Origin of the sequence: Sutcliffiella sp. NC1, assembly GCF_027594365.1 — a bacterium.
GTDB lineage: Bacteria > Bacillota > Bacilli > Bacillales > Bacillaceae_I > Sutcliffiella > Sutcliffiella cohnii.
On the sequence record NZ_CP115153.1, the window covers coordinates 87408 to 112526 of the forward strand.

The window sequence follows — 25119 nt, forward strand, 5'->3', positions numbered from 1 at the left end:
ACTAAAATCTTATCAATAGATTTCTAAATTTGGGCATTCAACAATGAAAAGGCTTCATGTAAAATAGGAGAGAGATTGAAGATAGGGCGTGAATATGATGAAGAAGATACCTACTGGAATTAGCTTTCCATATCCTCAGGAGAAATTTTTTCGCCAGTATAAGTCGTTAGTGAAGGATAAACGACATCATATATTGTTAGAGAGTGGTCGTGGAGGCCGTTATTGTATTGTAGGAATGGACCCAGTTGCAACAATTATGGGGAAAAGAGACAAATTGCACATTACTTCCGCAAACGGGACCGAAATAATCGAAGGAAATCCGCTAGAAAGTATGAAAAGTTGGATGAGGCAGTATAGAACCGAAACGTTAGAAGGATTTCCCCCATTTAGTGGAGGTGCGATAGGATATTTTACATACGATTGTATGAGATATATAGAAAAAATAGAAAGCATAGCTGAAGATGATTTAATGCTTCCAGATTTATACTTCTTACTATTTGACGATGTGTTTATTTTAGATAAAGAAACGGAAACGTTGTATATTATTGTCCATAAAGAACTAGATGAAGATAGTGATGCTACTGAAAAGTTGCGCTATTATGAAGCACTTTGGCAATCTGAACAGGAACAACTATCTCATTATTCATATGAGTCCTTATCTAGTTCAAGTGATCGAGAAGTTTCCTTATCAGAAGAGAAGTTTATAGAAGCAGTTGAAAAAATTAAACAATATATCGGACAAGGGGATGTGTTTCAAGTTAATTTATCGGTTAGACAAGCGGAACCGTTACATACACACCCGATAGAAGTATATAGTAAATTAAGAGAATTTAATCCTTCTCCTTACATGGGATATTTACATTTTCCTGAATTCCAAATAGTAAGTGGTTCACCAGAGTTGCTTGTAAAAAAGGATGGAGATGAAATTAGTACAAGGCCGATTGCGGGTACTAGGTCGAGAGGAAAGACAGAGGCGGAGGATTTCGCATTAGCAACCGAGTTAATCGAAAACGAAAAAGAACGGGCCGAACATGTCATGTTAGTGGACTTAGAACGTAATGACTTAGGTCGGGTAGCGCAGTTTGGTACCGTCGAAGTGAATGAATTTATGGTTATTGAGAAGTATTCACATGTCATGCATATCGTTTCTAATGTCAGAGGAAAATTACGAAATGGTCAAGATACATTTGATTTAATAAAAGCAACATTTCCGGGCGGGACAATTACGGGAGCACCAAAAGTAAGAACGATGGAAATTATTGAAGAATTAGAGCCAGTAAGACGTTCCGTTTATACAGGATCTATAGGGTGGATTGGCTATAATGGAGATACAGAACTAAATATTGCAATTCGTACCATGGTTGTAAAAAATGGATGGGCTTATGTACAAGCAGGAGCAGGAATTGTTATTGATTCTGTTCCAAAAAGAGAATATAAAGAATCGTTAAAGAAAGCAGCCGCACTTTGGAAAGCAAAACAGTTGAGTGAAGATGAGAGATTTTTTCGAGAGGAGCTAGAAAGATGATATTAATGATTGATAATTATGATTCCTTTACGTATAACTTAGTACAATATTTAGGTGAATTAGGACAAGAATTAATCGTGAAAAGAAACGATGAGATTACGATTAAGGAGATAGAGGAACTCCAACCACGATTTTTAATGATTTCACCTGGTCCATGCTCTCCTAATGAAGCTGGAATTAGTATGGAGGCTATTCAACATTTTGCAGGGAAAATTCCTATTTTTGGGGTGTGCCTTGGTCATCAATCTATTGCTCAAGTATTCGGTGGGGATGTTATTCAAGCAGAGCGACTGATGCACGGTAAAACGTCTGAAATTCATCATACCGGACAATCGATTTTTCAGAGCTTACCAAACCCGTTTGAGGCAACACGATATCACTCATTGATTGTAAAGAAAGAGACATTACCAGATTGTTTTGAAATGACGGCGTGGACGGATGAAGGAGAAATAATGGCAATTAAACATAAAACATTACCAGTAGAAGGTGTACAATTTCATCCTGAATCGATTATGACGAATGCCGGAAAAGAAATGTTGTTAAATTTTATTAATAAATACGGTGATTATTCGAATGCGAATTTATCATAATGGTCAAATAGTTCCATTAGAGAAAGCTGCTGTTTCTGTGATGGACCATGGGTATATGTACGGTGTTGGGTTATTTGAAACGATGAAAATTAACAATCAATACCCGTTTTTATATGAAGATCACCTTCTTCGACTTCGTTTAGGGCTTGAAAGTGTAAAAATAAAATGGGACTATACGGATGAACAAGTATTGCAAGCTATAGAGAGAACGTTAATAGCAAATAATATAGAGAATGGTAGTATTCGATTAAATGTTAGTGCAGGGGAAGATGTTTGGGGAATGCCGAGTTATCCTTATGAAAATCCAACGACGCTAATTTTTGCCCGGCAAGCAACTATGGCCCCATACTCTACGAAAGCAGGTGTAATTTTATCGACGAGAAGAAATACACCGGAAGGTCATGTTCGTTTAAAATCCCATCATTATTTGAATAACTTAATAGCGTACCAAGAGCTTCAAGGTCGAAAAGATGTGGAAGGGATTTTTTTAACAAAAGAGGGGTATATTGCGGAAGGTATCCTTACTAACATTTTTTGGGTGAAAGACCAAAGAGTTTTTACACCACATGTTGATACAGGAATATTAGACGGTATAACGAGAAGATTAATTATCCAACTACTTCATTATTGTAATATTAAAGTAGAGGAAGGGTTTTATTCGATAGATATGTTAATGGATAGCGATGAAGTTTTTGTTACGAACTCCGGTCAAGAAGTATTACCGATAACAGAAATTGAGGATAAGTCTTTTTTCGGTACTCAAGGTGAAGTAACAAAAAAACTACAAACATTAATTTCTTTATGTCCTTCCAAACTAGCTTCTACTAAACATATTAAGGGGGTTAACGAACGTGGGGATTGCATCATTGCGAAATAAGTGGAAGGTAGGCACTTATGAACTCCCAATAAATGAAAAAACATTAATAATGGGAATATTAAATATCACACCTGACTCCTTTTCTGATGGAGGAAAGTTCAATAATATCGAGGTTGCAGTTAAGCGGGCGAAGGAACTGGTAGAACACGGGGCAGATATAATTGATATTGGTGGGGAATCTACAAGACCTGGTTATACACAAATATCGGTGGAAGAAGAGATAGAAAGAGTAGTTCCTGTGATAGAAGCGTTAACGAGCGAAATAAATGTTCCGATATCAATTGATACTTACAAGTCAGAAGTTGCAAGAGCATCGTTACAAGCTGGTGCTCATATTATTAATGACATATGGGGCGCAAAAGCAGACGCTAATATGGCGAAAGTGGCAGTTGATTTCAATGCGCCAATCATATTGATGCACAATCGAGATAACATGAATTATACGAATCTAATTTCGGATATGCTTGAAGATTTAAATGAAAGTATCGAAATTGTTAAAGCTGCTGGAGTAACCGATGATCAAATAATATTAGATCCTGGCATCGGTTTTGCTAAAACGATGGAGGATAACTTAAAGGTAATGAACCATTTAGATCAGATTACGAATCTAGGCTATCCGGTTTTATTAGGGACGTCTAGAAAAAGGTTTATAGGAGCGGTTTTAAATGACCTTCCACCAGCAGAGAGAATGGAGGGTACTGGTGCAACTGTTTGTTTAGGGATTGAGAAAGGTTGTTCCATCATGAGAGTTCACGATGTGAAGGAAATTGCTAGAATGGCGAAAATGATGGATGCGATGATAAATAAGGGAGGTAATCATTATAGATAAAATATACGTAACTGGTATGAAGTTTTACGGTTATCATGGTGTCTTCCCAGAGGAAACAAAGCTGGGTCAACGCTTTAATGTTGATTTAGTAGTGTTGTTGGATTTATCTAAAGCTAGTCAAAATGATGATTTAAACGCTTCCGTTAATTATGCTGAGCTATATGAAACCTGTAAAAAGGTAGTGGAAGGGGAAACGTATAAATTGGTTGAAACAGTAACAGAAAGAATTGCCCAAGAAATGTTGGAGCGTTTCCCGTTAATCAATGAATGTACGGTAAAGGTAATAAAGCCAGACCCGCCTATCAAAGGACATTATGATTCTGTAGCGGTAGAAATGACGAGGAGCAGGGAAATATGAATGTAGCTTATATTGCTCTTGGATCAAACATAGGGAACCGAGAGGAAACTTTATTGGAAGCTATACGACATTTAGATAGTCATAAGGCTATCAAAGTTCGAGATATTTCTTCCATTTATGAAACAGACCCGGTAGGTTATAAAGATCAGCCTACCTTTTTAAATATGGTAATTAGTGTAAATGTGAATTTGGAACCTACTGAACTTCTTTCATTCCTACAGGCTACCGAGCAATATTTTGGAAGGAAAAGGGAAGTGGAGTGGGGTCCGAGAACATTAGACCTTGACATTTTGCTTTATAACCAAGAAAATATTGAAATTAAAGACTTAATCATTCCTCATCCAAGAATGTGGGAAAGAGGTTTTGTATTAATTCCATTACGGGAGATTGCAGATTACAAACATATCCCTAAAGAGATAAATGACGAAAAGCTACAAGAACTACGAAGTAAAGAAGGGGTAAGAGTATGGAAGCCGAAAAATGGGGAAGGCGTATCCGGGCTTATCGAAAGTTAAAAGGATTCACACAAGAATCATTAGCTAAAAGTCTTGGGATATCGGTGTCAGTCTTAGGTGAAGTAGAAAGAGGAAATAGAAAACCGTCCGAACAACTTATTATATCTGTTAGTAAAGAATTAAACGTTTCTATAGATGAATTAAGACCGAACGATGAATAATGAAGAAAGGAGGAGAGTATGCTGAAGATTGGTAATATCACCATGAAAAATCAGGTAGTATTAGCACCAATGGCTGGTGTTTGTAATTCTGCCTTTCGATTAACAGTTAAAGAATTTGGTGCAGGTTTAGTATGCGCTGAAATGGTTAGCGATAAAGCGATTCTTTTGAACAATGCAAGAACGATGGGAATGCTGTATATAGATGAAAGAGAAAAGCCGTTAAGCTTACAAATTTTTGGCGGGGAAAAAGATACACTAGTAGAAGCGGCTAAATTTGTAGATAAAAATACAACAGCAGATATTATAGATATTAATATGGGCTGTCCTGTTCCAAAGATTACAAAATGCGATGCTGGAGCTAAATGGTTGTTAGATCCTAATAAAATTTATGAAATGGTTTCTGCTGTTGTCGATGCGGTGGATAAGCCAGTTACCGTTAAAATGCGAATTGGTTGGGATGAAGACCACATTTTTGCAATTGAGAATGCTCAAGCTGTAGAAAAAGCTGGCGGTCAAGCAGTTGCAGTTCACGGTCGAACAAGAGTACAAATGTACGAAGGGAAAGCGGACTGGAATATTATTAAGGACGTAAAGCAGGCTGTGAAGATCCCAGTAATCGGTAACGGTGATGTTCAAACTCCTCAAGATGCAAAACGGATGTTAGATGAAACAGGTGTTGACGGCGTGATGATAGGTCGTGCAGCACTCGGGAACCCATGGGTAATATATCGTACTGTTAAATATTTAGAGACAGGTGAACTTGTAGGTGAACCATCTGTAAGAGAGAAGATGGACGTTTGTAAGTTACATTTAGATCGTCTTATCGACTTAAAAGGTGAATTTGTAGCTGTACGAGAAATGCGTAAGCATGCAGCTTGGTATTTAAAAGGTATGCGCGGTAATGCGAAAGTACGTAATGCTATTAATGAAATGAATACTAGATTAGATCTAGTTTCAGTTCTTGATCAACTAGTCGAGCAAGCTGAAACAGAAGACGTATCAACTCAAGTCGTTTGACATGCCGATAAGGCTATCCTATAATACCCCTATATTACTCTTTGAAACTGCCAGTGCGTAAACTGGCAGTTTTAGCTTTATAATTATTCGGAAAAAATATATAGTAAGAACTAGATATTTAGATATTGTACATACAATAATTTAATAATTGGAGATGAAGAATAATGAGTCATGAAGAATTAAATGACCAGTTGCTAGTCCGTAGAGAGAAACTCAAATCTTTAAGAGAGAAAGGTTTAGACCCATTTGGTGGTAAGTTTGAACGCACACACCAATCTAAAGAACTATTTACTCTTTATGGTGAAACTGAAAAAGAAGCACTAGATGAAAAAGAAGTGTCCGTTACCATTGCAGGTCGTATTATGACGAAACGTGGTAAAGGTAAAGCTGGATTTGCCCATATACAAGATCTTACTGGACAAATACAATTGTATGTAAGAAAAGACGCAGTTGGCGACGAAGCATATGAGATTTTTAATAGTGCGGATATCGGGGATATAGTCGGTGTATCAGGATTAATATTTAAAACAAAAGTCGGGGAACTTTCTGTTAAAGTAAATTCTTTTGAGCTTTTAACAAAAGCATTACGACCTCTTCCTGAGAAATATCACGGATTGAAAGATGTAGAACAACGTTACCGTCAACGCTATCTAGACTTAATTACAAATCCGGAAAGCAAGGAAACGTTTATTGCTCGAAGTAAAATTATCCAAGCGATGCGTCGCTATTTAGATGATAATGGCTATTTAGAAGTTGAAACACCGATGTTACACTCAATAGCTGGTGGAGCTTCTGCGCGTCCATTCATTACACACCATAATGCGTTAGATATGACACTTTATATGCGTATTGCCATCGAATTGCATTTAAAACGTCTAATTGTCGGTGGATTAGAAAAAGTGTATGAAATTGGACGAGTATTTCGTAACGAAGGTATTTCTACTAGGCATAACCCTGAATTTACAATGATCGAATTGTACGAAGCATACGCAGACTATCAAGATATTATGAACCTAACAGAAAACTTAGTGGCACATATTGCTAAAGAAGTGTTAGGAAAAACGATAGTAACATATGGAGAACACGAAGTAGATTTAACTCCTCAATGGAAAAGGCTTCATATGGTAGATGCAGTTAAAGAAGTAACTGGAGTAGACTTCTGGAAAGAGATGACTACCGAAGAAGCGAAACAGTTAGCAAAAGAGCATGGAGTTGAAATAACTGAACATATGCTATTTGGCCATATTGTAAATGAATTTTTTGAGCAAAAAGTTGAGGAAACGCTAATTCAACCAACTTTCATCTATGGACATCCTGTAGAAATTTCACCATTAGCAAAGAAAAATGCAGATGATCCTAGGTTTACTGACCGTTTTGAACTATTCATCGTGGGGCGTGAGCATGCAAATGCATTTACTGAATTAAACGATCCAATTGATCAGAGAGAAAGATTTGAAGCTCAATTGGTAGAAAAAGAGCAAGGTAACGATGAGGCTCATGAAATGGACCATGATTTTATTGAAGCGTTAGAATACGGTATGCCTCCAACTGGTGGACTAGGTATTGGTATTGATCGACTTGTTATGCTATTAACAAACGCACCATCTATTCGAGATGTACTACTATTCCCGCAAATGCGTCATAAATAATAATGTTAGTACCACAGGCAAAATGACCTGTGGTACTTTTTTATCGATAGCTAATAAAGAATGAGGGGTTCTATTCCATTAGTTTATTTGTATTCAGAGTGGATAGAAGATATTATCAAATATTCTTTATTACGGTATACTATCATTTAAATACTAATCTATAATTTACCATTAAATAATGTGCATAAAACAGTTGCTATCGAATGATGAAGGTGGTATATTAATATTCGTTGTTCAAAAACAAAAAACAACAAACATCGAAAAATAAATAACATCAAAAAAGATGTTGACTTATAGTTTTTGATTTGGTAAGATAATAAAGTCGCTTCTGAGAGCGGCACTGAAAAATGTTCTTTGAAAACTAAACAAAACAATAGCGTGCAAGTCGATTTTTAAAATCGACAAAACAATAAATTGACGATAAGTCAGCAAACATTTTGAGCAATCAAATACTCTACGGAGAGTTTGATCCTGGCTCAGGACGAACGCTGGCGGCGTGCCTAATACATGCAAGTCGAGCGAACTTCTTTAGAGCTTGCTTTAAAGAAGTTAGCGGCGGACGGGTGAGTAACACGTGGGCAACCTGCCTGTAAGACTGGGATAACTTCGGGAAACCGGAGCTAATACCGGATAATATATAGTACCTCCTGGTACTATATTGAAAGATGGTTTCGGCTATCACATACAGATGGGCCCGCGGCGCATTAGCTAGTTGGTGAGGTAACGGCTCACCAAGGCAACGATGCGTAGCCGACCTGAGAGGGTGATCGGCCACACTGGGACTGAGACACGGCCCAGACTCCTACGGGAGGCAGCAGTAGGGAATCTTCCACAATGGACGAAAGTCTGATGGAGCAACGCCGCGTGAGCGATGAAGGCCTTCGGGTCGTAAAGCTCTGTTGTTAGGGAAGAACAAGTGCGAGAGTAACTGCTCGCACCTTGACGGTACCTAACCAGAAAGCCACGGCTAACTACGTGCCAGCAGCCGCGGTAATACGTAGGTGGCAAGCGTTGTCCGGAATTATTGGGCGTAAAGCGCGCGCAGGCGGTTTCTTAAGTCTGATGTGAAAGCCCACGGCTCAACCGTGGAGGGTCATTGGAAACTGGGAGACTTGAGTGCAGAAGAGGAGAGTGGAATTCCACGTGTAGCGGTGAAATGCGTAGAGATGTGGAGGAACACCAGTGGCGAAGGCGACTCTCTGGTCTGTAACTGACGCTGAGGCGCGAAAGCGTGGGGAGCAAACAGGATTAGATACCCTGGTAGTCCACGCCGTAAACGATGAGTGCTAAGTGTTAGAGGGTTTCCGCCCTTTAGTGCTGCAGCTAACGCATTAAGCACTCCGCCTGGGGAGTACGGTCGCAAGACTGAAACTCAAAGGAATTGACGGGGGCCCGCACAAGCGGTGGAGCATGTGGTTTAATTCGAAGCAACGCGAAGAACCTTACCAGGTCTTGACATCCTCTGCCACCTCTAGAGATAGAGTGTTCCCCTTCGGGGGACAGAGTGACAGGTGGTGCATGGTTGTCGTCAGCTCGTGTCGTGAGATGTTGGGTTAAGTCCCGCAACGAGCGCAACCCTTGTTCTTAGTTGCCAGCATTCAGTTGGGCACTCTAAGGAGACTGCCGGTGACAAACCGGAGGAAGGTGGGGATGACGTCAAATCATCATGCCCCTTATGACCTGGGCTACACACGTGCTACAATGGACGGTACAAAGGGCAGCAAAACCGCGAGGTCGAGCCAATCCCATAAAACCGTTCTCAGTTCGGATTGTAGGCTGCAACTCGCCTACATGAAGCCGGAATCGCTAGTAATCGCGGATCAGCATGCCGCGGTGAATACGTTCCCGGGCCTTGTACACACCGCCCGTCACACCACGAGAGTTTGTAACACCCGAAGTCGGTGGGGTAACCTTTTGGAGCCAGCCGCCTAAGGTGGGACAGATGATTGGGGTGAAGTCGTAACAAGGTAGCCGTATCGGAAGGTGCGGCTGGATCACCTCCTTTCTAAGGAAAATCACGCTCATTGTTTTGTTTAGTTTTGAGAGATCATTCTCTCTATTAATATTGCGCTTGCGTCTGCAAGTGAAATCCACGATGATGGATTCCTTAAGCAGCAAGAGCAGCATGAAAGTAAGCTACGAAGCTAATCACGATGTGATTGAAGTCAGTAGCCATGTTCTTTGAAAACTAGATAATATAAGTAATCAAGATACATTCACAAGTATCGTTCATCTTAGTAATTTTCTAATGATAACAATTCGCTGTTATCGAAAACCGCTAATTTAATTAGCACATGGTTAAGTTATTAAGGGCGCACGGTGGATGCCTTGGCACTAGGAGCCGATGAAGGACGGGACTAACACCGATATGCTTTGGGGAGCTGTAAGTAAGCTTTGATCCAGAGATTTCCGAATGGGGAAACCCACTGCTCGTAATGGAGTAGTATCCTTACCTGAATACATAGGGTATGGAAGGCAGACCCGGGGAACTGAAACATCTAAGTACCCGGAGGAAGAGAAAGCAAACGCGATTTCCTGAGTAGCGGCGAGCGAAACGGAATTAGCCCAAACCAAGAGGCTTGCCTCTTGGGGTTGTAGGACACTCTATACGGAGTTACAAAAGAACGGGGTAAACGAAGCGACCTGGAAAGGTCTGTCATAGAAGGTAAAAACCCTGTAGTTGAAACCTCGTTCTCTCTTGAGTGGATCCTGAGTACGGCGGGACACGAGAAATCCCGTCGGAAGCTGGGAGGACCATCTCCCAAGGCTAAATACTCCCTAGTGACCGATAGTGAACCAGTACCGTGAGGGAAAGGTGAAAAGCACCCCGGAAGGGGAGTGAAAAGATCCTGAAACCGTGTGCCTACAAGTAGTTAGAGCCCGTTAATGGGTGATAGCGTGCCTTTTGTAGAATGAACCGGCGAGTTACGATTACGTGCAAGGTTAAGTTGATGAGACGGAGCCGTAGCGAAAGCGAGTCTGAATAGGGCGTCATAGTACGTGGTCGTAGACCCGAAACCAGGTGATCTACCCATGTCCAGGGTGAAGTTCAGGTAACACTGAATGGAGGCCCGAACCCACGCACGTTGAAAAGTGCGGGGATGAGGTGTGGGTAGCGGAGAAATTCCAATCGAACCTGGAGATAGCTGGTTCTCTCCGAAATAGCTTTAGGGCTAGCCTTGAGTAAAGAGTCTTGGAGGTAGAGCACTGATTGGACTAGGGGTCCTCATCGGATTACCGAATTCAGTCAAACTCCGAATGCCAAAGACTTGTTTCTCAGGAGTCAGACTGCGAGTGATAAGATCCGTAGTCAAGAGGGAAACAGCCCAGACCGCCAGCTAAGGTCCCAAAGTATACGTTAAGTGGAAAAGGATGTGGAGTTGCTTAGACAACCAGGATGTTGGCTTAGAAGCAGCCACCATTTAAAGAGTGCGTAATAGCTCACTGGTCGAGTGACTCTGCGCCGAAAATGTACCGGGGCTAAACGTATCACCGAAGCTGCGGACTGTTCTTACGAACAGTGGTAGGAGAGCGTTCTAAGGGCGTTGAAGCTAGACCGTAAGGACTGGTGGAGCGCTTAGAAGTGAGAATGCCGGTATGAGTAGCGAAAGAAGGGTGAGAATCCCTTCCACCGAATGCCTAAGGTTTCCTGAGGAAGGCTCGTCCGCTCAGGGTTAGTCGGGACCTAAGCCGAGGCCGAAAGGCGTAGGCGATGGATAACAGGTTGATATTCCTGTACCACCTCATTCCGTTTGAGCGATGGAGGGACGCAGGAGGATAGGGTAAGCGCACTGTTGGATATGTGCGTCCAAGCAGTTAGGCTGGATAAGTAGGCAAATCCGCTTATCCTAAAGGCTGAGCTGTGATGGCGAGGGAAATATAGTACCGAAGTTCCTGATTCCACACTGCCAAGAAAAGCTTCTAGCGAGGAATATGGTGCCCGTACCGCAAACCGACACAGGTAGGCGAGGAGAGAATCCTAAGGTGAGCGAGAGAACTCTGGTTAAGGAACTCGGCAAAATGACCCCGTAACTTCGGGAGAAGGGGTGCTCTGTTAGGGTGTTAAAGCCCGAGAGAGCCGCAGTGAATAGGCCCAGGCGACTGTTTAGCAAAAACACAGGTCTCTGCGAAGCCGTAAGGCGAAGTATAGGGGCTGACGCCTGCCCGGTGCTGGAAGGTTAAGGGGAAAGGTTAGCGCCTCGGCGCGAAGCTTTGAACCGAAGCCCCAGTAAACGGCGGCCGTAACTATAACGGTCCTAAGGTAGCGAAATTCCTTGTCGGGTAAGTTCCGACCCGCACGAAAGGCGTAACGATCTGGGCACTGTCTCAACCAGAGACTCGGTGAAATTATAGTACCTGTGAAGATGCAGGTTACCCGCGACAGGACGGAAAGACCCCGTGGAGCTTTACTGTAGCCTGATATTGAATTTTGGTACAGCTTGTACAGGATAGGTAGGAGCCTGAGAAGCCGGAGCGCTAGCTTCGGTGGAGGCGTCGGTGGGATACTACCCTGGCTGTATTGAAATTCTAACCCGCGAGCCTTATCGGCTCGGGAGACAGTGTCAGGTGGGCAGTTTGACTGGGGCGGTCGCCTCCTAAAGAGTAACGGAGGCGCCCAAAGGTTCCCTCAGAATGGTTGGAAATCATTCGTAGAGTGTAAAGGCACAAGGGAGCTTGACTGCGAGACCTACAAGTCGAGCAGGGACGAAAGTCGGGCTTAGTGATCCGGTGGTTCCGCATGGAAGGGCCATCGCTCAACGGATAAAAGCTACCCCGGGGATAACAGGCTTATCTCCCCCAAGAGTCCACATCGACGGGGAGGTTTGGCACCTCGATGTCGGCTCATCGCATCCTGGGGCTGTAGTCGGTCCCAAGGGTTGGGCTGTTCGCCCATTAAAGCGGTACGCGAGCTGGGTTCAGAACGTCGTGAGACAGTTCGGTCCCTATCCGTCGTGGGCGTAGGAAATTTGAGAGGAGCTGTCCTTAGTACGAGAGGACCGGGATGGACGCACCGCTGGTGTACCAGTTGTCTTGCCAAAGGCATAGCTGGGTAGCTACGTGCGGACGGGATAAGTGCTGAAAGCATCTAAGCATGAAGCCCCCCTCAAGATGAGATTTCCTTTAGCGCAAGCTAGTAAGATCCCTGAAAGATGATCAGGTTGATAGGTTCGAGGTGGAAGCGTGGCGACACGTGTAGCAGACGAATACTAATCGATCGAGGACTTAACCAATTTAAATGAACGATACGAATGATCTTGATGAAAATATATTATCTAGTTTTGAAAGAATAAAAAAACACTTGATTTTTTATGAAAAGTGAATATAATTATTCTTGTCAATCAAATAGTCTGGTAATGATGGCGAAGAGGTCACACCCGTTCCCATACCGAACACGGAAGTTAAGCTCTTCAGCGCCGATGGTAGTTGGGGGCTGTCCCCCTGCGAGAGTAGGACGTTGCCAGGCTGTTATAACGGAGGATTAGCTCAGCTGGGAGAGCACCTGCCTTACAAGCAGGGGGTCGGCGGTTCGATCCCGTCATCCTCCACCATAACTATTAATCATTTAAGTTATATATGCCGGTGTAGCTCAGTTGGTAGAGCAACTGACTTGTAATCAGTAGGTCGTGGGTTCGACTCCTATCGCCGGCACCATCTTTAGTGCCATTAGCTAGTGCCATTAGCTCAGTCGGTAGAGCACGTCGGAATAAGCTACGAAGCATTAGCTTCAGCGTACATGCCGAGCTGCTACTTGAAGTGACATCCTGAGGCATGGACGTCTAAAGCAAATACTTCTTCGAATAGCATTATTCTTACAGTAGTATTAAGATTTAGGCAGAATAATAATTAAGTGCCATTAGCTCAGTCGGTAGAGCATCTGACTTTTAATCAGAGGGTCGAAGGTTCGAGTCCTTCATGGCACACCATCTACGCGGGTGTGGCGGAATTGGCAGACGCGCTAGACTTAGGATCTAGTGTCTTTGACGTGGGGGTTCGAGTCCCTTCACCCGCATAAGTAAATATTAGCGGAAGTAGTTCAGTGGTAGAACACCACCTTGCCAAGGTGGGGGTCGCGGGTTCGAATCCCGTCTTCCGCTCCACGAAAAGTTGCCGGGGTGGCGGAACTGGCAGACGCACAGGACTTAAAATCCTGCGGTAGGTGACTACCGTACCGGTTCGATTCCGGTCCTCGGCACCATTTTTAAAAAGAAGAATAGCGCCCGTAGCTCAATTGGATAGAGCGTTTGACTACGGATCAAAAGGTTAGGGGTTCGAGTCCTCTCGGGCGCGCCATTCACGGGAAGTAGCTCAGCTTGGTAGAGCACTTGGTTTGGGACCAAGGGGTCGCAGGTTCAAATCCTGTCTTCCCGACCAGATTATAATTTAAATGAATTAACTTATGGGGCCTTAGCTCAGCTGGGAGAGCGCCTGCCTTGCACGCAGGAGGTCAGCGGTTCGATCCCGCTAGGCTCCACCAAAATGTTCTTTGAAAACTAAACAAAACAATAGCGTGTAAGTCGGTTTTTTATGAATCGACCAAACAATAAATTGACGATAGTGTCAGCAAACATTTTGAGCAATCAAATACTCTACGGAGAGTTTGATCCTGGCTCAGGACGAACGCTGGCGGCGTGCCTAATACATGCAAGTCGAGCGAACATCTTTAAAGCTTGCTTTAAAGAAGTTAGCGGCGGACGGGTGAGTAACACGTGGGCAACCTGCCTGTAAGACTGGGATAACTTCGGGAAACCGGAGCTAATACCGGATAATATATAGTACCTCCTGGTACTATATTGAAAGTTGGTTTCGGCTAACACTTACAGATGGGCCCGCGGCGCATTAGCTAGTTGGTGAGGTAACGGCTCACCAAGGCAACGATGCGTAGCCGACCTGAGAGGGTGATCGGCCACACTGGGACTGAGACACGGCCCAGACTCCTACGGGAGGCAGCAGTAGGGAATCTTCCACAATGGACGAAAGTCTGATGGAGCAACGCCGCGTGAGCGATGAAGGCCTTCGGGTCGTAAAGCTCTGTTGTTAGGGAAGAACAAGTGCGAGAGTAACTGCTCGCACCTTGACGGTACCTAACCAGAAAGCCACGGCTAACTACGTGCCAGCAGCCGCGGTAATACGTAGGTGGCAAGCGTTGTCCGGAATTATTGGGCGTAAAGCGCGCGCAGGCGGTTTCTTAAGTCTGATGTGAAAGCCCACGGCTCAACCGTGGAGGGTCATTGGAAACTGGGAGACTTGAGTGCAGAAGAGGAGAGTGGAATTCCACGTGTAGCGGTGAAATGCGTAGAGATGTGGAGGAACACCAGTGGCGAAGGCGACTCTCTGGTCTGTAACTGACGCTGAGGCGCGAAAGCGTGGGGAGCAAACAGGATTAGATACCCTGGTAGTCCACGCCGTAAACGATGAGTGCTAAGTGTTAGAGGGTTTCCGCCCTTTAGTGCTGCAGCTAACGCATTAAGCACTCCGCCTGGGGAGTACGGTCGCAAGACTGAAACTCAAAGGAATTGACGGGGGCCCGCACAAGCGGTGGAGCATGTGGTTTAATTCGAAGCAACGCGAAGAACCTTACCAGGTCTTGACATCCTCTGCCACCTCTAGAGATAGAGTGTTCCCCTTCGGGGGACAGAGTGACAGGTGGTGCATGGTTGTCGTCAGCTCGTGTCGTGAGATGTTGGGTTAAGTCCCGCAACGAGCGCAACCCTTGTTCTTAGTTGCCAGCATTCAGTTGGGCACTCTAAGGAGACTGCCGGTGACAAACCGGAGGAAGGTGGGGATGACGTCAAATCATCATGCCCCTTATGACCTGGGCTACACACGTGCTACAATGGACGGTACAAAGGGCAGCAAAACCGCGAGGTCGAGCCAATCCCATAAAACCGTTCTCAGTTCGGATTGTAGGCTGCAACTCGCCTACATGAAGCCGGAATCGCTAGTAATCGCGGATCAGCATGCCGCGGTGAATACGTTCCCGGGCCTTGTACACACCGCCCGTCACACCACGAGAGTTTGTAACACCCGAAGTCGGTGGGGTAACCTTTTGGAGCCAGCCGCCTAAGGTGGGACAGATGATTGGGGTGAAGTCGTAACAAGGTAGCCGTATCGGAAGGTGCGGCTGGATCACCTCCTTTCTAAGGAAAATCACGCTCATTGTTTTGTTTAGTTTTGAGAGATCATTCTCTCTATTAATATTGCGCTTGCGTCTGCAAGTGAAATCCACGATGATGGATTCCTTAAGCAGCAAGAGCAGCATGAAAGTAAGCTACGAAGCTAATCACGATGTGATTGAAGTCAGTAGCCATGTTCTTTGAAAACTAGATAATATAAGTAATCAAGATACATTCACAAGTATCGTTCATCTTAGTAATTTTCTAATGATAACAATTCGCTGTTATCGAAAACCGCTAATTTAATTAGCACATGGTTAAGTTATTAAGGGCGCACGGTGGATGCCTTGGCACTAGGAGCCGATGAAGGACGGGACTAACACCGATATGCTTTGGGGAGCTGTAAGTAAGCTTTGATCCAGAGATTTCCGAATGGGGAAACCCACTGCTCGTAATGGAGTAGTATCCTTACCTGAATACATAGGGTATGGAAGGCAGACCCGGGGAACTGAAACATCTAAGTACCCGGAGGAAGAGAAAGCAAACGCGATTTCCTGAGTAGCGGCGAGCGAAACGGAATTAGCCCAAACCAAGAGGCTTGCCTCTTGGGGTTGTAGGACACTCTATACGGAGTTACAAAAGAACGGGGTAAACGAAGCGACCTGGAAAGGTCTGTCATAGAAGGTAAAAACCCTGTAGTTGAAACCTCGTTCTCTCTTGAGTGGATCCTGAGTACGGCGGGACACGAGAAATCCCGTCGGAAGCTGGGAGGACCATCTCCCAAGGCTAAATACTCCCTAGTGACCGATAGTGAACCAGTACCGTGAGGGAAAGGTGAAAAGCACCCCGGAAGGGGAGTGAAAAGATCCTGAAACCGTGTGCCTACAAGTAGTTAGAGCCCGTTAATGGGTGATAGCGTGCCTTTTGTAGAATGAACCGGCGAGTTACGATTACGTGCAAGGTTAAGTTGATGAGACGGAGCCGTAGCGAAAGCGAGTCTGAATAGGGCGTCATAGTACGTGGTCGTAGACCCGAAACCAGGTGATCTACCCATGTCCAGGGTGAAGTTCAGGTAACACTGAATGGAGGCCCGAACCCACGCACGTTGAAAAGTGCGGGGATGAGGTGTGGGTAGCGGAGAAATTCCAATCGAACCTGGAGATAGCTGGTTCTCTCCGAAATAGCTTTAGGGCTAGCCTTGAGTAAAGAGTCTTGGAGGTAGAGCACTGATTGGACTAGGGGTCCTCATCGGATTACCGAATTCAGTCAAACTCCGAATGCCAAAGACTTGTTTCTCAGGAGTCAGACTGCGAGTGATAAGATCCGTAGTCAAGAGGGAAACAGCCCAGACCGCCAGCTAAGGTCCCAAAGTATACGTTAAGTGGAAAAGGATGTGGAGTTGCTTAGACAACCAGGATGTTGGCTTAGAAGCAGCCACCATTTAAAGAGTGCGTAATAGCTCACTGGTCGAGTGACTCTGCGCCGAAAATGTACCGGGGCTAAACGTATCACCGAAGCTGCGGACTGTTCTTACGAACAGTGGTAGGAGAGCGTTCTAAGGGCGTTGAAGCTAGACCGTAAGGACTGGTGGAGCGCTTAGAAGTGAGAATGCCGGTATGAGTAGCGAAAGAAGGGTGAGAATCCCTTCCACCGAATGCCTAAGGTTTCCTGAGGAAGGCTCGTCCGCTCAGGGTTAGTCGGGACCTAAGCCGAGGCCGAAAGGCGTAGGCGATGGATAACAGGTTGATATTCCTGTACCACCTCATTCCGTTTGAGCGATGGAGGGACGCAGGAGGATAGGGTAAGCGCACTGTTGGATATGTGCGTCCAAGCAGTTAGGCTGGATAAGTAGGCAAATCCGCTTATCCTAAAGGCTGAGCTGTGATGGCGAGGGAAATATAGTACCGAAGTTCCTGATTCCACACTGCCAAGAAAAGCTTCTAGCGAGGAATATGGTGCCCGTACCGCAAACCGACACAGGTAGGCGAGGAGAGAATCCTAAGGTGAGCGAGAGAACTCTGGTTAAGGAACTCGGCAAAATGACCCCGTAACTTCGGGAGAAGGGGTGCTCTGTTAGGGTGTTAAAGCCCGAGAGAGCCGCAGTGAATAGGCCCAGGCGACTGTTTAGCAAAAACACAGGTCTCTGCGAAGCCGTAAGGCGAAGTATAGGGGCTGACGCCTGCCCGGTGCTGGAAGGTTAAGGGGAAAGGTTAGCGCCTCGGCGCGAAGCTTTGAACCGAAGCCCCAGTAAACGGCGGCCGTAACTATAACGGTCCTAAGGTAGCGAAATTCCTTGTCGGGTAAGTTCCGACCCGCACGAAAGGCGTAACGATCTGGGCACTGTCTCAACCAGAGACTCGGTGAAATTATAGTACCTGTGAAGATGCAGGTTACCCGCGACAGGACGGAAAGACCCCGTGGAGCTTTACTGTAGCCTGATATTGAATTTTGGTACAGCTTGTACAGGATAGGTAGGAGCCTGAGAAGCCGGAGCGCTAGCTTCGGTGGAGGCGTCGGTGGGATACTACCCTGGCTGTATTGAAATTCTAACCCGCGAGCCTTATCGGCTCGGGAGACAGTGTCAGGTGGGCAGTTTGACTGGGGCGGTCGCCTCCTAAAGAGTAACGGAGGCGCCCAAAGGTTCCCTCAGAATGGTTGGAAATCATTCGTAGAGTGTAAAGGCACAAGGGAGCTTGACTGCGAGACCTACAAGTCGAGCAGGGACGAAAGTCGGGCTTAGTGATCCGGTGGTTCCGCATGGAAGGGCCATCGCTCAACGGATAAAAGCTACCCCGGGGATAACAGGCTTATCTCCCCCAAGAGTCCACATCGACGGGGAGGTTTGGCACCTCGATGTCGGCTCATCGCATCCTGGGGCTGTAGTCGGTCCCAAGGGTTGGGCTGTTCGCCCATTAAAGCGGTACGCGAGCTGGGTTCAGAACGTCGTGAGACAGTTCGGTCCCTATCCGTCGTGGGCGTAGGAAATTTGAGAGGAGCTGTCCTTAGTACGAGAGGACCGGGATGGACGCACCGCTGGTGTACCAGTTGTCTTGCCAAAGGCATAGCTGGGTAGCTACGTGCGGACGGGATAAGTGCTGAAAGCATCTAAGCATGAAGCCCCCCTCAAGATGAGATTTCCTTTAGCGCAAGCTAGTAAGATCCCTGAAAGATGATCAGGTTGATAGGTTCGAGGTGGAAGCGTGGCGACACGTGTAGCTGACGAATACTAATCGATCGAGGACTTAACCAATTTAAATGAACGATACGAATGATCTTGATGAAAATATATTATCTAGTTTTGAAAGAACAATTCTTTCAACTAAATATGTCTGGTGATGAAGGCGAAGAGGTCACACCCGTTCCCATACCGAACACGGAAGTTAAGCTCTTCAGCGCCGATGGTAGTTGGGGGCTGTCCCCCTGTGAGAGTAGGACGTCGCCAGGCAAAAGAAAAAACGGTTTAGTGCTAATAGGCGCTGACCGTTTTTTTGTTGTCTAGTTCCAGGCGTTAGCGGCTAACAAACTTCCCATTCTGTCCGTACGATAAGTCAACATCGGTTCATGCTAACGCATTCACCGTGTTTCCTTTATCTCCTACCAGAATAGTCCAGTTTGTACGCCGCTGATCGAACGCCTTCCACTTTTCTACTTTGTTCGGTATGGGAACGACCGAAGGTCGAAAAGTAAATATTATTAAAATGGAATAGAAAATAAAACAGTACACTCCCGATGGTGCCAGAGAAGCGAGAAGATCGAGGAAGCGAAGGCAGTAAGGACCGGAGCGGCAGAGCTGACGAAGAGGTTCGACGCTTATCGGGCGCCAGCGGCGAACACGGAAGTTAAGCTCTTCGGTGCCGATGGTAGTTGGGGGCTGTCCCCCTGTGAGAGTAGGACGTCGCCAGGCAAAAGGAAAAAACGGTTTAGTGCTAATAGGCGCTGACCGTTTTTTTGTCTAGTTCAGGCGTTAGTGGTTAATGCCATTTATATAAGCAAAAAATCCCGCTCTGTAATGCTGAATCGGCTCAAGGGTGGTTTATTTTTATCGGTTAATAATAGCAAACTCGAACACCTACGTTATACAGTGTCTATATCCGTTTCATCATATTACATGGAGCAAAAGAAACTCATTTGAAACATTAATGTACAATTATTGAGATAACATGGGGTTCATTCTATTCATTGCGAGTAAAATGATGGTGTAAAATATGTTTTATTATAAAAATAGGTAAGGTACTTAACAGATTTACTGATTTACTTAACAAGTTGAGAAAATTACTTAACAGATCTGCTGATTTACTTAACATGTTGAAAAAAACTTAACAGACCGACTTATTTACTTAAAAGTGATGAATTTGCCCTTTTTAATTCAAAAAAATAAACAGTACTACTTTTGGAAGGTTCACAACACTAGAGGCTGCCCCCCTGTGAGAGTAGGACGTCGCCAGGCAAAAAGAAAAACGGTTTAGTGCTAATAGGCTCTGACCGTTTTTTTGTTGTCTGGCTATGGTAAATAGGATTAGCCCATAAAGTTGGTCAATAAATGCAAATCACTTAACGTTACCTTTGGATGTGAATGATGATGGTGCACATATCCTCACACTACTACTAACGTTCTTTTATCATTATATGCGTCAAATAATTGAACATGGTTATGTATATAGATAAAGGCGCTACTGTCTAACTCTTTACTATCTTTTGTTTAACTTCAACTATGTGAATATTCAAAAGAGAAATTTACTGACTAATATTTTCTACTAATTAAGTTTAACTAGAGGCAAAATGTGGAATTCTGTTTATGGAGGTTCTAATAGTTGAAAAATCTTCTCGGACATTATATATTTTTATTATAGTCAAAGATAGTCAAGGTCAAGAGAGGGGGTAATCCGGCAATGAGAAACATTTCAGATATCATTGAGCAATATTTGAAGCAAGTATTAGAGCGAAATGATAATAATTTTGCTGAAATTAAAAGAAGTGAAATTGCTGATAAGTTTGAATGTGTACCTTCCCAAATTAATTATGTCATTAATACAAGATTTACGTTAGAGCGTGGTTATATTGTTGAGAGTAAGCGAGGTGGCGGCGGCTATATTCGAATAATGAAAATTAAACCACATAGTCATATACATCTCATAGATCAAATAATTGATATTGTACGAAACAGGGTTTCGCAATCGAGTGCCGAAGATATAATATACCGTTTAGTGGAAGAAGAAGTAATCTCTGCGAGGGAAGCAAAAATAATGATTAGTGTTATGGATCGTTCCGTATTATATTTAGAATTACCTCAAAGAGATGAATTGCGGGCGAGGATGCTCGTGGCAATGCTAAATTCTTTAAAATATCGATAGGGGAGAGTGTATCGATGATATGTCAAGAGTGTGGCCAAAGACCAGCTACAATGCATTTTACGAAAATTATTAATGGTGATAAAACAGAGTCTCATTTGTGTGATCAATGCTCACAAGAAAAAGGAGAAATGTTTATGTTCCCAGGGAACTCGGCTTTTTCCATTAATGATTTATTGTCGGGGTTATTAAATAATAATCAACAAATGTCACAGTCCAAAGAGAGTGCTGTACAGAATAATAAAGTACTTCAATGTGATCGTTGCAAATTAACATATGAACAATTTACGAAGATTGGAAGGTTTGGTTGCTCTAATTGTTATAAAACATTTCAACCAAACATTTTGCCGATTTTGAAAAGGTTGCATGCAGGAAATACAAGTCATACAGGGAAAATACCTAAACGTATCGGCGGTGGCTTGCATATTCGAAAAGAAATAGAAGAATTAAAAACACAGTTACAATCGTTCATCGCAACAGAAGAGTTTGAAAAGGCTGCGGAAGTGAGAGATCGTATACGGAATTTAGAAAAAGTGCTAAATGAACAGGGGGATCGATAGTTATGTCTCTTGAGCATTTTTTAAATCATACGGTAAATTCTTGGATGAATGAGGAAGGCCCCTACTCTGATATCGTGTTAAGTAGTCGAATTAGATTGGCTCGAAATTTAAATAATATTCAGTTCCCAACGGTTGCAACAAACGAAGAAGGTCAACAAATTATCGGATTAATGATGGAGCATTTTGCTGAAAAGGAAGTCGAAAAAGTTGGGAAACTTGAGTTCCTAAACATTAGTGAATTAAAATCATTAGAAAAATGGGTGTTAGTGGAAAAACATTTAATAAGCCCTCAACTTGCAGAAGAATCTAACTATGGTGCTTGCTTACTATCACCAAATGAAGAAGTTAGCATTATGATTAATGAAGAAGATCATATACGGATACAATGTCTTTTTCCGGGTTTGCAATTAAATGAAGCGTTGGAGTTAGCTCAGCAATTTGATGATTGGATGGAAGAAAAACTAGATTTTGCATTTGATGAAAAATTAGGATTTCTAACGAGTTGTCCAACAAATGTAGGTACAGGTATGAGAGCTTCCGTTATGATGCATTTGCCAGCTCTTGTCATCACTCAGCAAATAAACCGAATGCTACCAGCTATTAATCAATTAGGTTTAGTGGTAAGGGGCACATATGGTGAAGGTAGTGAGGCACAGGGTAATATTTTTCAAATATCAAATCAAATTACTTTAGGTAAATCTGAAGAGGATATTGTTGATGATCTATTAAGTGTTGTACATCAATTAATTACTCAAGAGAGAACAGCGAGAGAAGCATTACTAAAAACTTCTCACATACAATTAGAAGACAGAGTCTTTCGTTCTTACGGAATATTAGCCAATAGTCGAATAATTGAATCGAAAGAAGCTGCTATTTGCTTATCTGATGTCCGTTTAGGGATTGATTTAGGATTAATTAAAAATGTTTCAAGAACGATATTAAATGAGTTAATGATTTTAACACAACCGGGATTTTTACAACAGTACGCTGGTGGTCCACTTCGACCAAATGAGCGTGATATAAGAAGAGCTACTTTTATACGTGAAAGATTAAAACTAGAAGAGTTAAAAGATAATGGAGGCGATGTAAAATGATGTTCGGTAGATTTACAGAAAGAGCACAAAAAGTATTAGCACTAGCCCAAGAAGAAGCACTTCGTTTAAAACATAATAATATTGGTACAGAGCATATTTTACTAGGTCTAGTACGTGAAGGAGAAGGTATTGCGGCAAAAGCACTTATTGCACTTGGCTTAGGTCCAGAAAAGATACAAAAAGAAGTTGAAAATTTAATTGGACATGGGCAAGAAAGTGGTCAATCAATACCTCACTACACACCAAGAGCGAAAAAAGTTATTGAGCTTTCTATGGATGAGGCAAGAAAACTAGGGCATTCCTATGTCGGAACAGAGCATATTTTATTAGGGCTAATTCGCGAAGGTGAAGGTGTAGCAGCTCGAGTATTAAATAACTTAGGAGTTAGTCTAAATAAAGCAAGGCAACAAGTGCTACAATTGCTAGGTAGTAGTGAGACTTCAAGTGGACACCAAGGTGGTGCTGCGTCTAATGTTAATACACCAACTTTAGATAGTTTAGCTCGTGATTTAACAGCCGTAGCTCGAGAAGGTAGCTTGGATCCTGTAATAGGAAGAAGCAAAGAGATTCAACGTGTTATTGAAGTTCTTAGTCGTAGAACAAAAAATAACCCAGTATTAATAGGAGAGCCTGGTGTAGGTAAAACAGCTATTGCTGAAGGTTTAGCTCAACAAATTGTAAATAATGAAGTTCCTGAAATACTTCGTGATAAACGAGTAATGACACTCGATATGGGTACGGTAGTAGCAGGTACGAAATATCGTGGGGAATTTGAAGATCGTTTAAAGAAAGTAATGGATGAAATTCGTCAAGCAGGCAACATTATTTTATTTATTGATGAGCTTCATACGTTAATTGGTGCTGGAGGAGCAGAAGGTGCTATCGATGCATCGAATATTTTAAAACCTTCATTAGCACGTGGAGAATTACAGTGTATTGGTGCAACGACATTAGATGAATATAGAAAATATATTGAGAAAGATGCTGCTCTTGAAAGACGTTTCCAACCAATCCGTGTTGACGAACCAACAGTGGAAGAGTCTATTCAAATATTGAAAGGGTTACGTGATCGTTACGAGGCTCATCACCGTGTATCCATTTTAGATGAAGCAATTGAGCAAGCAGTAAAGCTATCAGACCGTTATATTTCAGACCGCTTCTTACCGGATAAAGCGATTGACTTAATCGATGAAGCTGGTTCGAAAGTACGTTTACGCTCTTTTACTACTCCACCAAACTTAAAAGAGTTAGAAGTAAAGTTAGAGACAGTTCGTAATGAAAAGGATGCAGCAGTTCAAGGCCAAGAGTTTGAAAAAGCAGCATCACTCCGAGATACAGAACAGAGATTAAGAGAACAACTAGAAGAAACGAAAAAGACGTGGAAAGAGAAACAAGGTAAAGAAAATACGGAAGTGACAGTAGAAGACATCGCAATGGTCGTTTCTAGCTGGACGGGAGTACCAGTATCGAGATTAGCACAAACTGAAACAGATAAGTTATTAAATATGGAACAACTTTTACACGGTCGAGTAATTGGTCAAGATGAAGCGGTTATAGCCGTTTCAAAAGCTGTTCGTCGTGCTCGTGCAGGGCTAAAAGATCCAAAACGCCCAATAGGTTCTTTCATTTTCTTAGGACCAACAGGTGTAGGGAAAACAGAATTAGCTAGAGCGCTTGCAGAGTCTATTTTCGGAGACGAAGATGCAATGATCCGTATCGACATGTCAGAATATATGGAGAAACATTCAACATCACGTTTAGTTGGGTCGCCTCCAGGGTATGTAGGTTATGATGAGGGTGGTCAATTAACAGAAAAAGTTCGTCGTAAACCATATTCAGTCGTATTGTTAGATGAAATTGAAAAAGCACACCCTGACGTATTTAATATTTTATTACAAGTTTTAGAGGATGGTCGCTTAACAGATTCTAAAGGAAGAACAGTAGATTTCCGAAATACAATTTTAATTATGACATCTAACGTCGGAGCAGATGCATTAAAACGTAATAAATTTGTAGGATTCAATATACAAGATGAAAACCAACAGTATAAAGATATGAAAGGGAAAGTAATGGATGAACTAAAGAGAGCGTTCCGTCCTGAATTCCTAAACCGTATCGATGAAATGATTGTATTCCACTCTTTAGAAAAACAACACTTAAAAGAAATTGTAACGTTATTAGCAGATCAATTAACAAAACGTTTAAAAGAGCAAGATATTGATCTTGAATTGACGGAAGCAGCAAAAGAAAAAATATCAGAAGAAGGATATGACCCTGAATACGGTGCAAGACCACTTCGCCGAGCAATTCAAAAACATATTGAAGACCGTTTATCAGAAGAGCTTTTAAAAGGCACAATAGAAAAAGGTCAAAAAGTTGTATTAGATGTGCAAGATGGACAGTTTGTCGTGAAAGCAGCGGAAAAAGCAATAAAATAAAAGCCTTAGCATCTAGGAGGTAAGCCATGAAAGAAAAAATGGAT

At 43.1% G+C, this 25119-nt stretch carries 13 protein-coding genes, 9 tRNA genes, 6 rRNA genes and 1 pseudogene; all 29 read left to right on the plus strand.

Annotated elements, in window-relative coordinates; genetic code table 11:
• The first annotated feature begins 94 nt into the window (after nt 1-94).
• Nucleotides 95-1525 (plus strand): anthranilate synthase component I, encoded by a 1431-nt coding sequence (gene trpE / locus O1A01_RS00435; RefSeq protein WP_066417990.1) that lies wholly within the window; start codon nt 95-97, stop codon nt 1523-1525.
• Nucleotides 1522-2115, plus strand: a complete 594-nt coding sequence (pabA, locus tag O1A01_RS00440) for an aminodeoxychorismate/anthranilate synthase component II (RefSeq protein WP_270065367.1) — start codon at nt 1522-1524, stop codon at nt 2113-2115. Before trpE ends, pabA begins: the two co-directional genes overlap by 4 nt.
• On the plus strand, nt 2099-2992 hold the full coding sequence (gene pabC / locus O1A01_RS00445; RefSeq protein ID WP_066417986.1) for an aminodeoxychorismate lyase: 894 nt from the start codon (nt 2099-2101) through the stop codon (nt 2990-2992). Before pabA ends, pabC begins: the two co-directional genes overlap by 17 nt.
• Before the next feature lie 49 nt (nt 2993-3041).
• Nucleotides 3042-3821 carry a dihydropteroate synthase gene (folP, locus tag O1A01_RS00450; RefSeq protein WP_084380524.1) on the plus strand — a complete coding sequence of 260 codons (780 nt, stop codon included), beginning with the start codon at nt 3042-3044 and terminating at the stop codon, nt 3819-3821.
• The gene (gene folB, locus O1A01_RS00455; protein ID WP_066417984.1) at nt 3814-4179 is read left to right on the plus strand and encodes a dihydroneopterin aldolase; all 366 of its coding nucleotides are present in this window, start codon (nt 3814-3816) and stop codon (nt 4177-4179) included. The genes folP and folB overlap by 8 nt, the downstream gene beginning before the upstream one ends.
• A complete protein-coding gene (gene folK / locus O1A01_RS00460; RefSeq protein WP_270065368.1) occupies nt 4176-4694 on the plus strand; it encodes a 2-amino-4-hydroxy-6-hydroxymethyldihydropteridine diphosphokinase in 519 nt (172 codons plus the stop codon). Before folB ends, folK begins: the two co-directional genes overlap by 4 nt.
• Nucleotides 4646-4855 (plus strand): helix-turn-helix domain-containing protein, encoded by a 210-nt coding sequence (locus O1A01_RS00465; RefSeq protein ID WP_066417979.1) that lies wholly within the window; start codon nt 4646-4648, stop codon nt 4853-4855. Before folK ends, O1A01_RS00465 begins: the two co-directional genes overlap by 49 nt.
• A gap of 18 nt (nt 4856-4873) precedes the next feature.
• A complete protein-coding gene (gene dusB, locus O1A01_RS00470) occupies nt 4874-5872 on the plus strand; it encodes a tRNA dihydrouridine synthase DusB (RefSeq protein ID WP_066417977.1) in 999 nt (332 codons plus the stop codon).
• Nucleotides 5873-6036: 164 nt separating this feature from the next.
• A complete protein-coding gene (gene lysS, locus O1A01_RS00475) occupies nt 6037-7521 on the plus strand; it encodes a lysine--tRNA ligase (protein WP_066417976.1) in 1485 nt (494 codons plus the stop codon).
• 453 nt (nt 7522-7974) lie between these two features.
• A 16S ribosomal RNA gene (locus tag O1A01_RS00480) occupies nt 7975-9526 on the plus strand.
• 291 nt (nt 9527-9817) lie between these two features.
• Nucleotides 9818-12752 (plus strand): 23S ribosomal RNA (locus O1A01_RS00485).
• Nucleotides 12753-12868: 116 nt separating this feature from the next.
• Nucleotides 12869-12985: ribosomal RNA gene (gene rrf, locus O1A01_RS00490) — 5S ribosomal RNA — on the plus strand.
• A 9-nt stretch (nt 12986-12994) separates the two neighbouring features.
• A tRNA-Val gene (locus tag O1A01_RS00495) sits at nt 12995-13070 on the plus strand.
• Between the two features lie 27 nt (nt 13071-13097).
• Nucleotides 13098-13173 (plus strand) — tRNA-Thr (locus tag O1A01_RS00500).
• A 196-nt stretch (nt 13174-13369) separates the two neighbouring features.
• Nucleotides 13370-13445: transfer RNA gene (locus O1A01_RS00505), tRNA-Lys, on the plus strand.
• 5 nt (nt 13446-13450) lie between these two features.
• Nucleotides 13451-13531, plus strand: a tRNA-Leu gene (locus tag O1A01_RS00510).
• 13 nt (nt 13532-13544) lie between these two features.
• Nucleotides 13545-13619, plus strand: a tRNA-Gly gene (locus O1A01_RS00515).
• Nucleotides 13620-13628: 9 nt separating this feature from the next.
• A tRNA-Leu gene (locus O1A01_RS00520) sits at nt 13629-13717 on the plus strand.
• An 18-nt stretch (nt 13718-13735) separates the two neighbouring features.
• Nucleotides 13736-13812, plus strand: a tRNA-Arg gene (locus O1A01_RS00525).
• A gap of 4 nt (nt 13813-13816) precedes the next feature.
• A tRNA-Pro gene (locus O1A01_RS00530) sits at nt 13817-13893 on the plus strand.
• 27 nt (nt 13894-13920) lie between these two features.
• Nucleotides 13921-13996: transfer RNA gene (locus tag O1A01_RS00535), tRNA-Ala, on the plus strand.
• 111 nt (nt 13997-14107) lie between these two features.
• Nucleotides 14108-15659 (plus strand): 16S ribosomal RNA (locus O1A01_RS00540).
• 291 nt (nt 15660-15950) lie between these two features.
• Nucleotides 15951-18885: ribosomal RNA gene (locus O1A01_RS00545) — 23S ribosomal RNA — on the plus strand.
• A 78-nt stretch (nt 18886-18963) separates the two neighbouring features.
• Nucleotides 18964-19080, plus strand: a 5S ribosomal RNA gene (gene rrf, locus O1A01_RS00550).
• The 16S, 23S and 5S rRNA genes sit together here with 9 tRNA genes alongside, the layout of an rRNA operon.
• A gap of 1121 nt (nt 19081-20201) precedes the next feature.
• Nucleotides 20202-20294 (plus strand): annotated as a pseudogene (locus tag O1A01_RS25385) (hypothetical protein); the annotation flags it as partial.
• Between the two features lie 230 nt (nt 20295-20524).
• The gene (locus O1A01_RS00555) at nt 20525-20986 is read left to right on the plus strand and encodes a CtsR family transcriptional regulator (RefSeq protein ID WP_066413950.1); all 462 of its coding nucleotides are present in this window, start codon (nt 20525-20527) and stop codon (nt 20984-20986) included.
• A 14-nt stretch (nt 20987-21000) separates the two neighbouring features.
• Entirely contained in the window at nt 21001-21543 is a 543-nt protein-coding gene (locus tag O1A01_RS00560) for a protein-arginine kinase activator protein McsA (RefSeq protein WP_066413952.1), read from the plus strand.
• 2 nt (nt 21544-21545) lie between these two features.
• A complete protein-coding gene (locus tag O1A01_RS00565) occupies nt 21546-22637 on the plus strand; it encodes a protein-arginine kinase McsB (protein ID WP_066413954.1) in 1092 nt (363 codons plus the stop codon).
• Complete coding sequence (gene clpC, locus O1A01_RS00570) at nt 22634-25075, plus strand: ATP-dependent protease ATP-binding subunit ClpC (RefSeq protein WP_066413956.1); 2442 nt, start codon at nt 22634-22636, stop codon at nt 25073-25075. The genes O1A01_RS00565 and clpC overlap by 4 nt, the downstream gene beginning before the upstream one ends.
• Nucleotides 25076-25119: the final 44 nt, after the last annotated feature.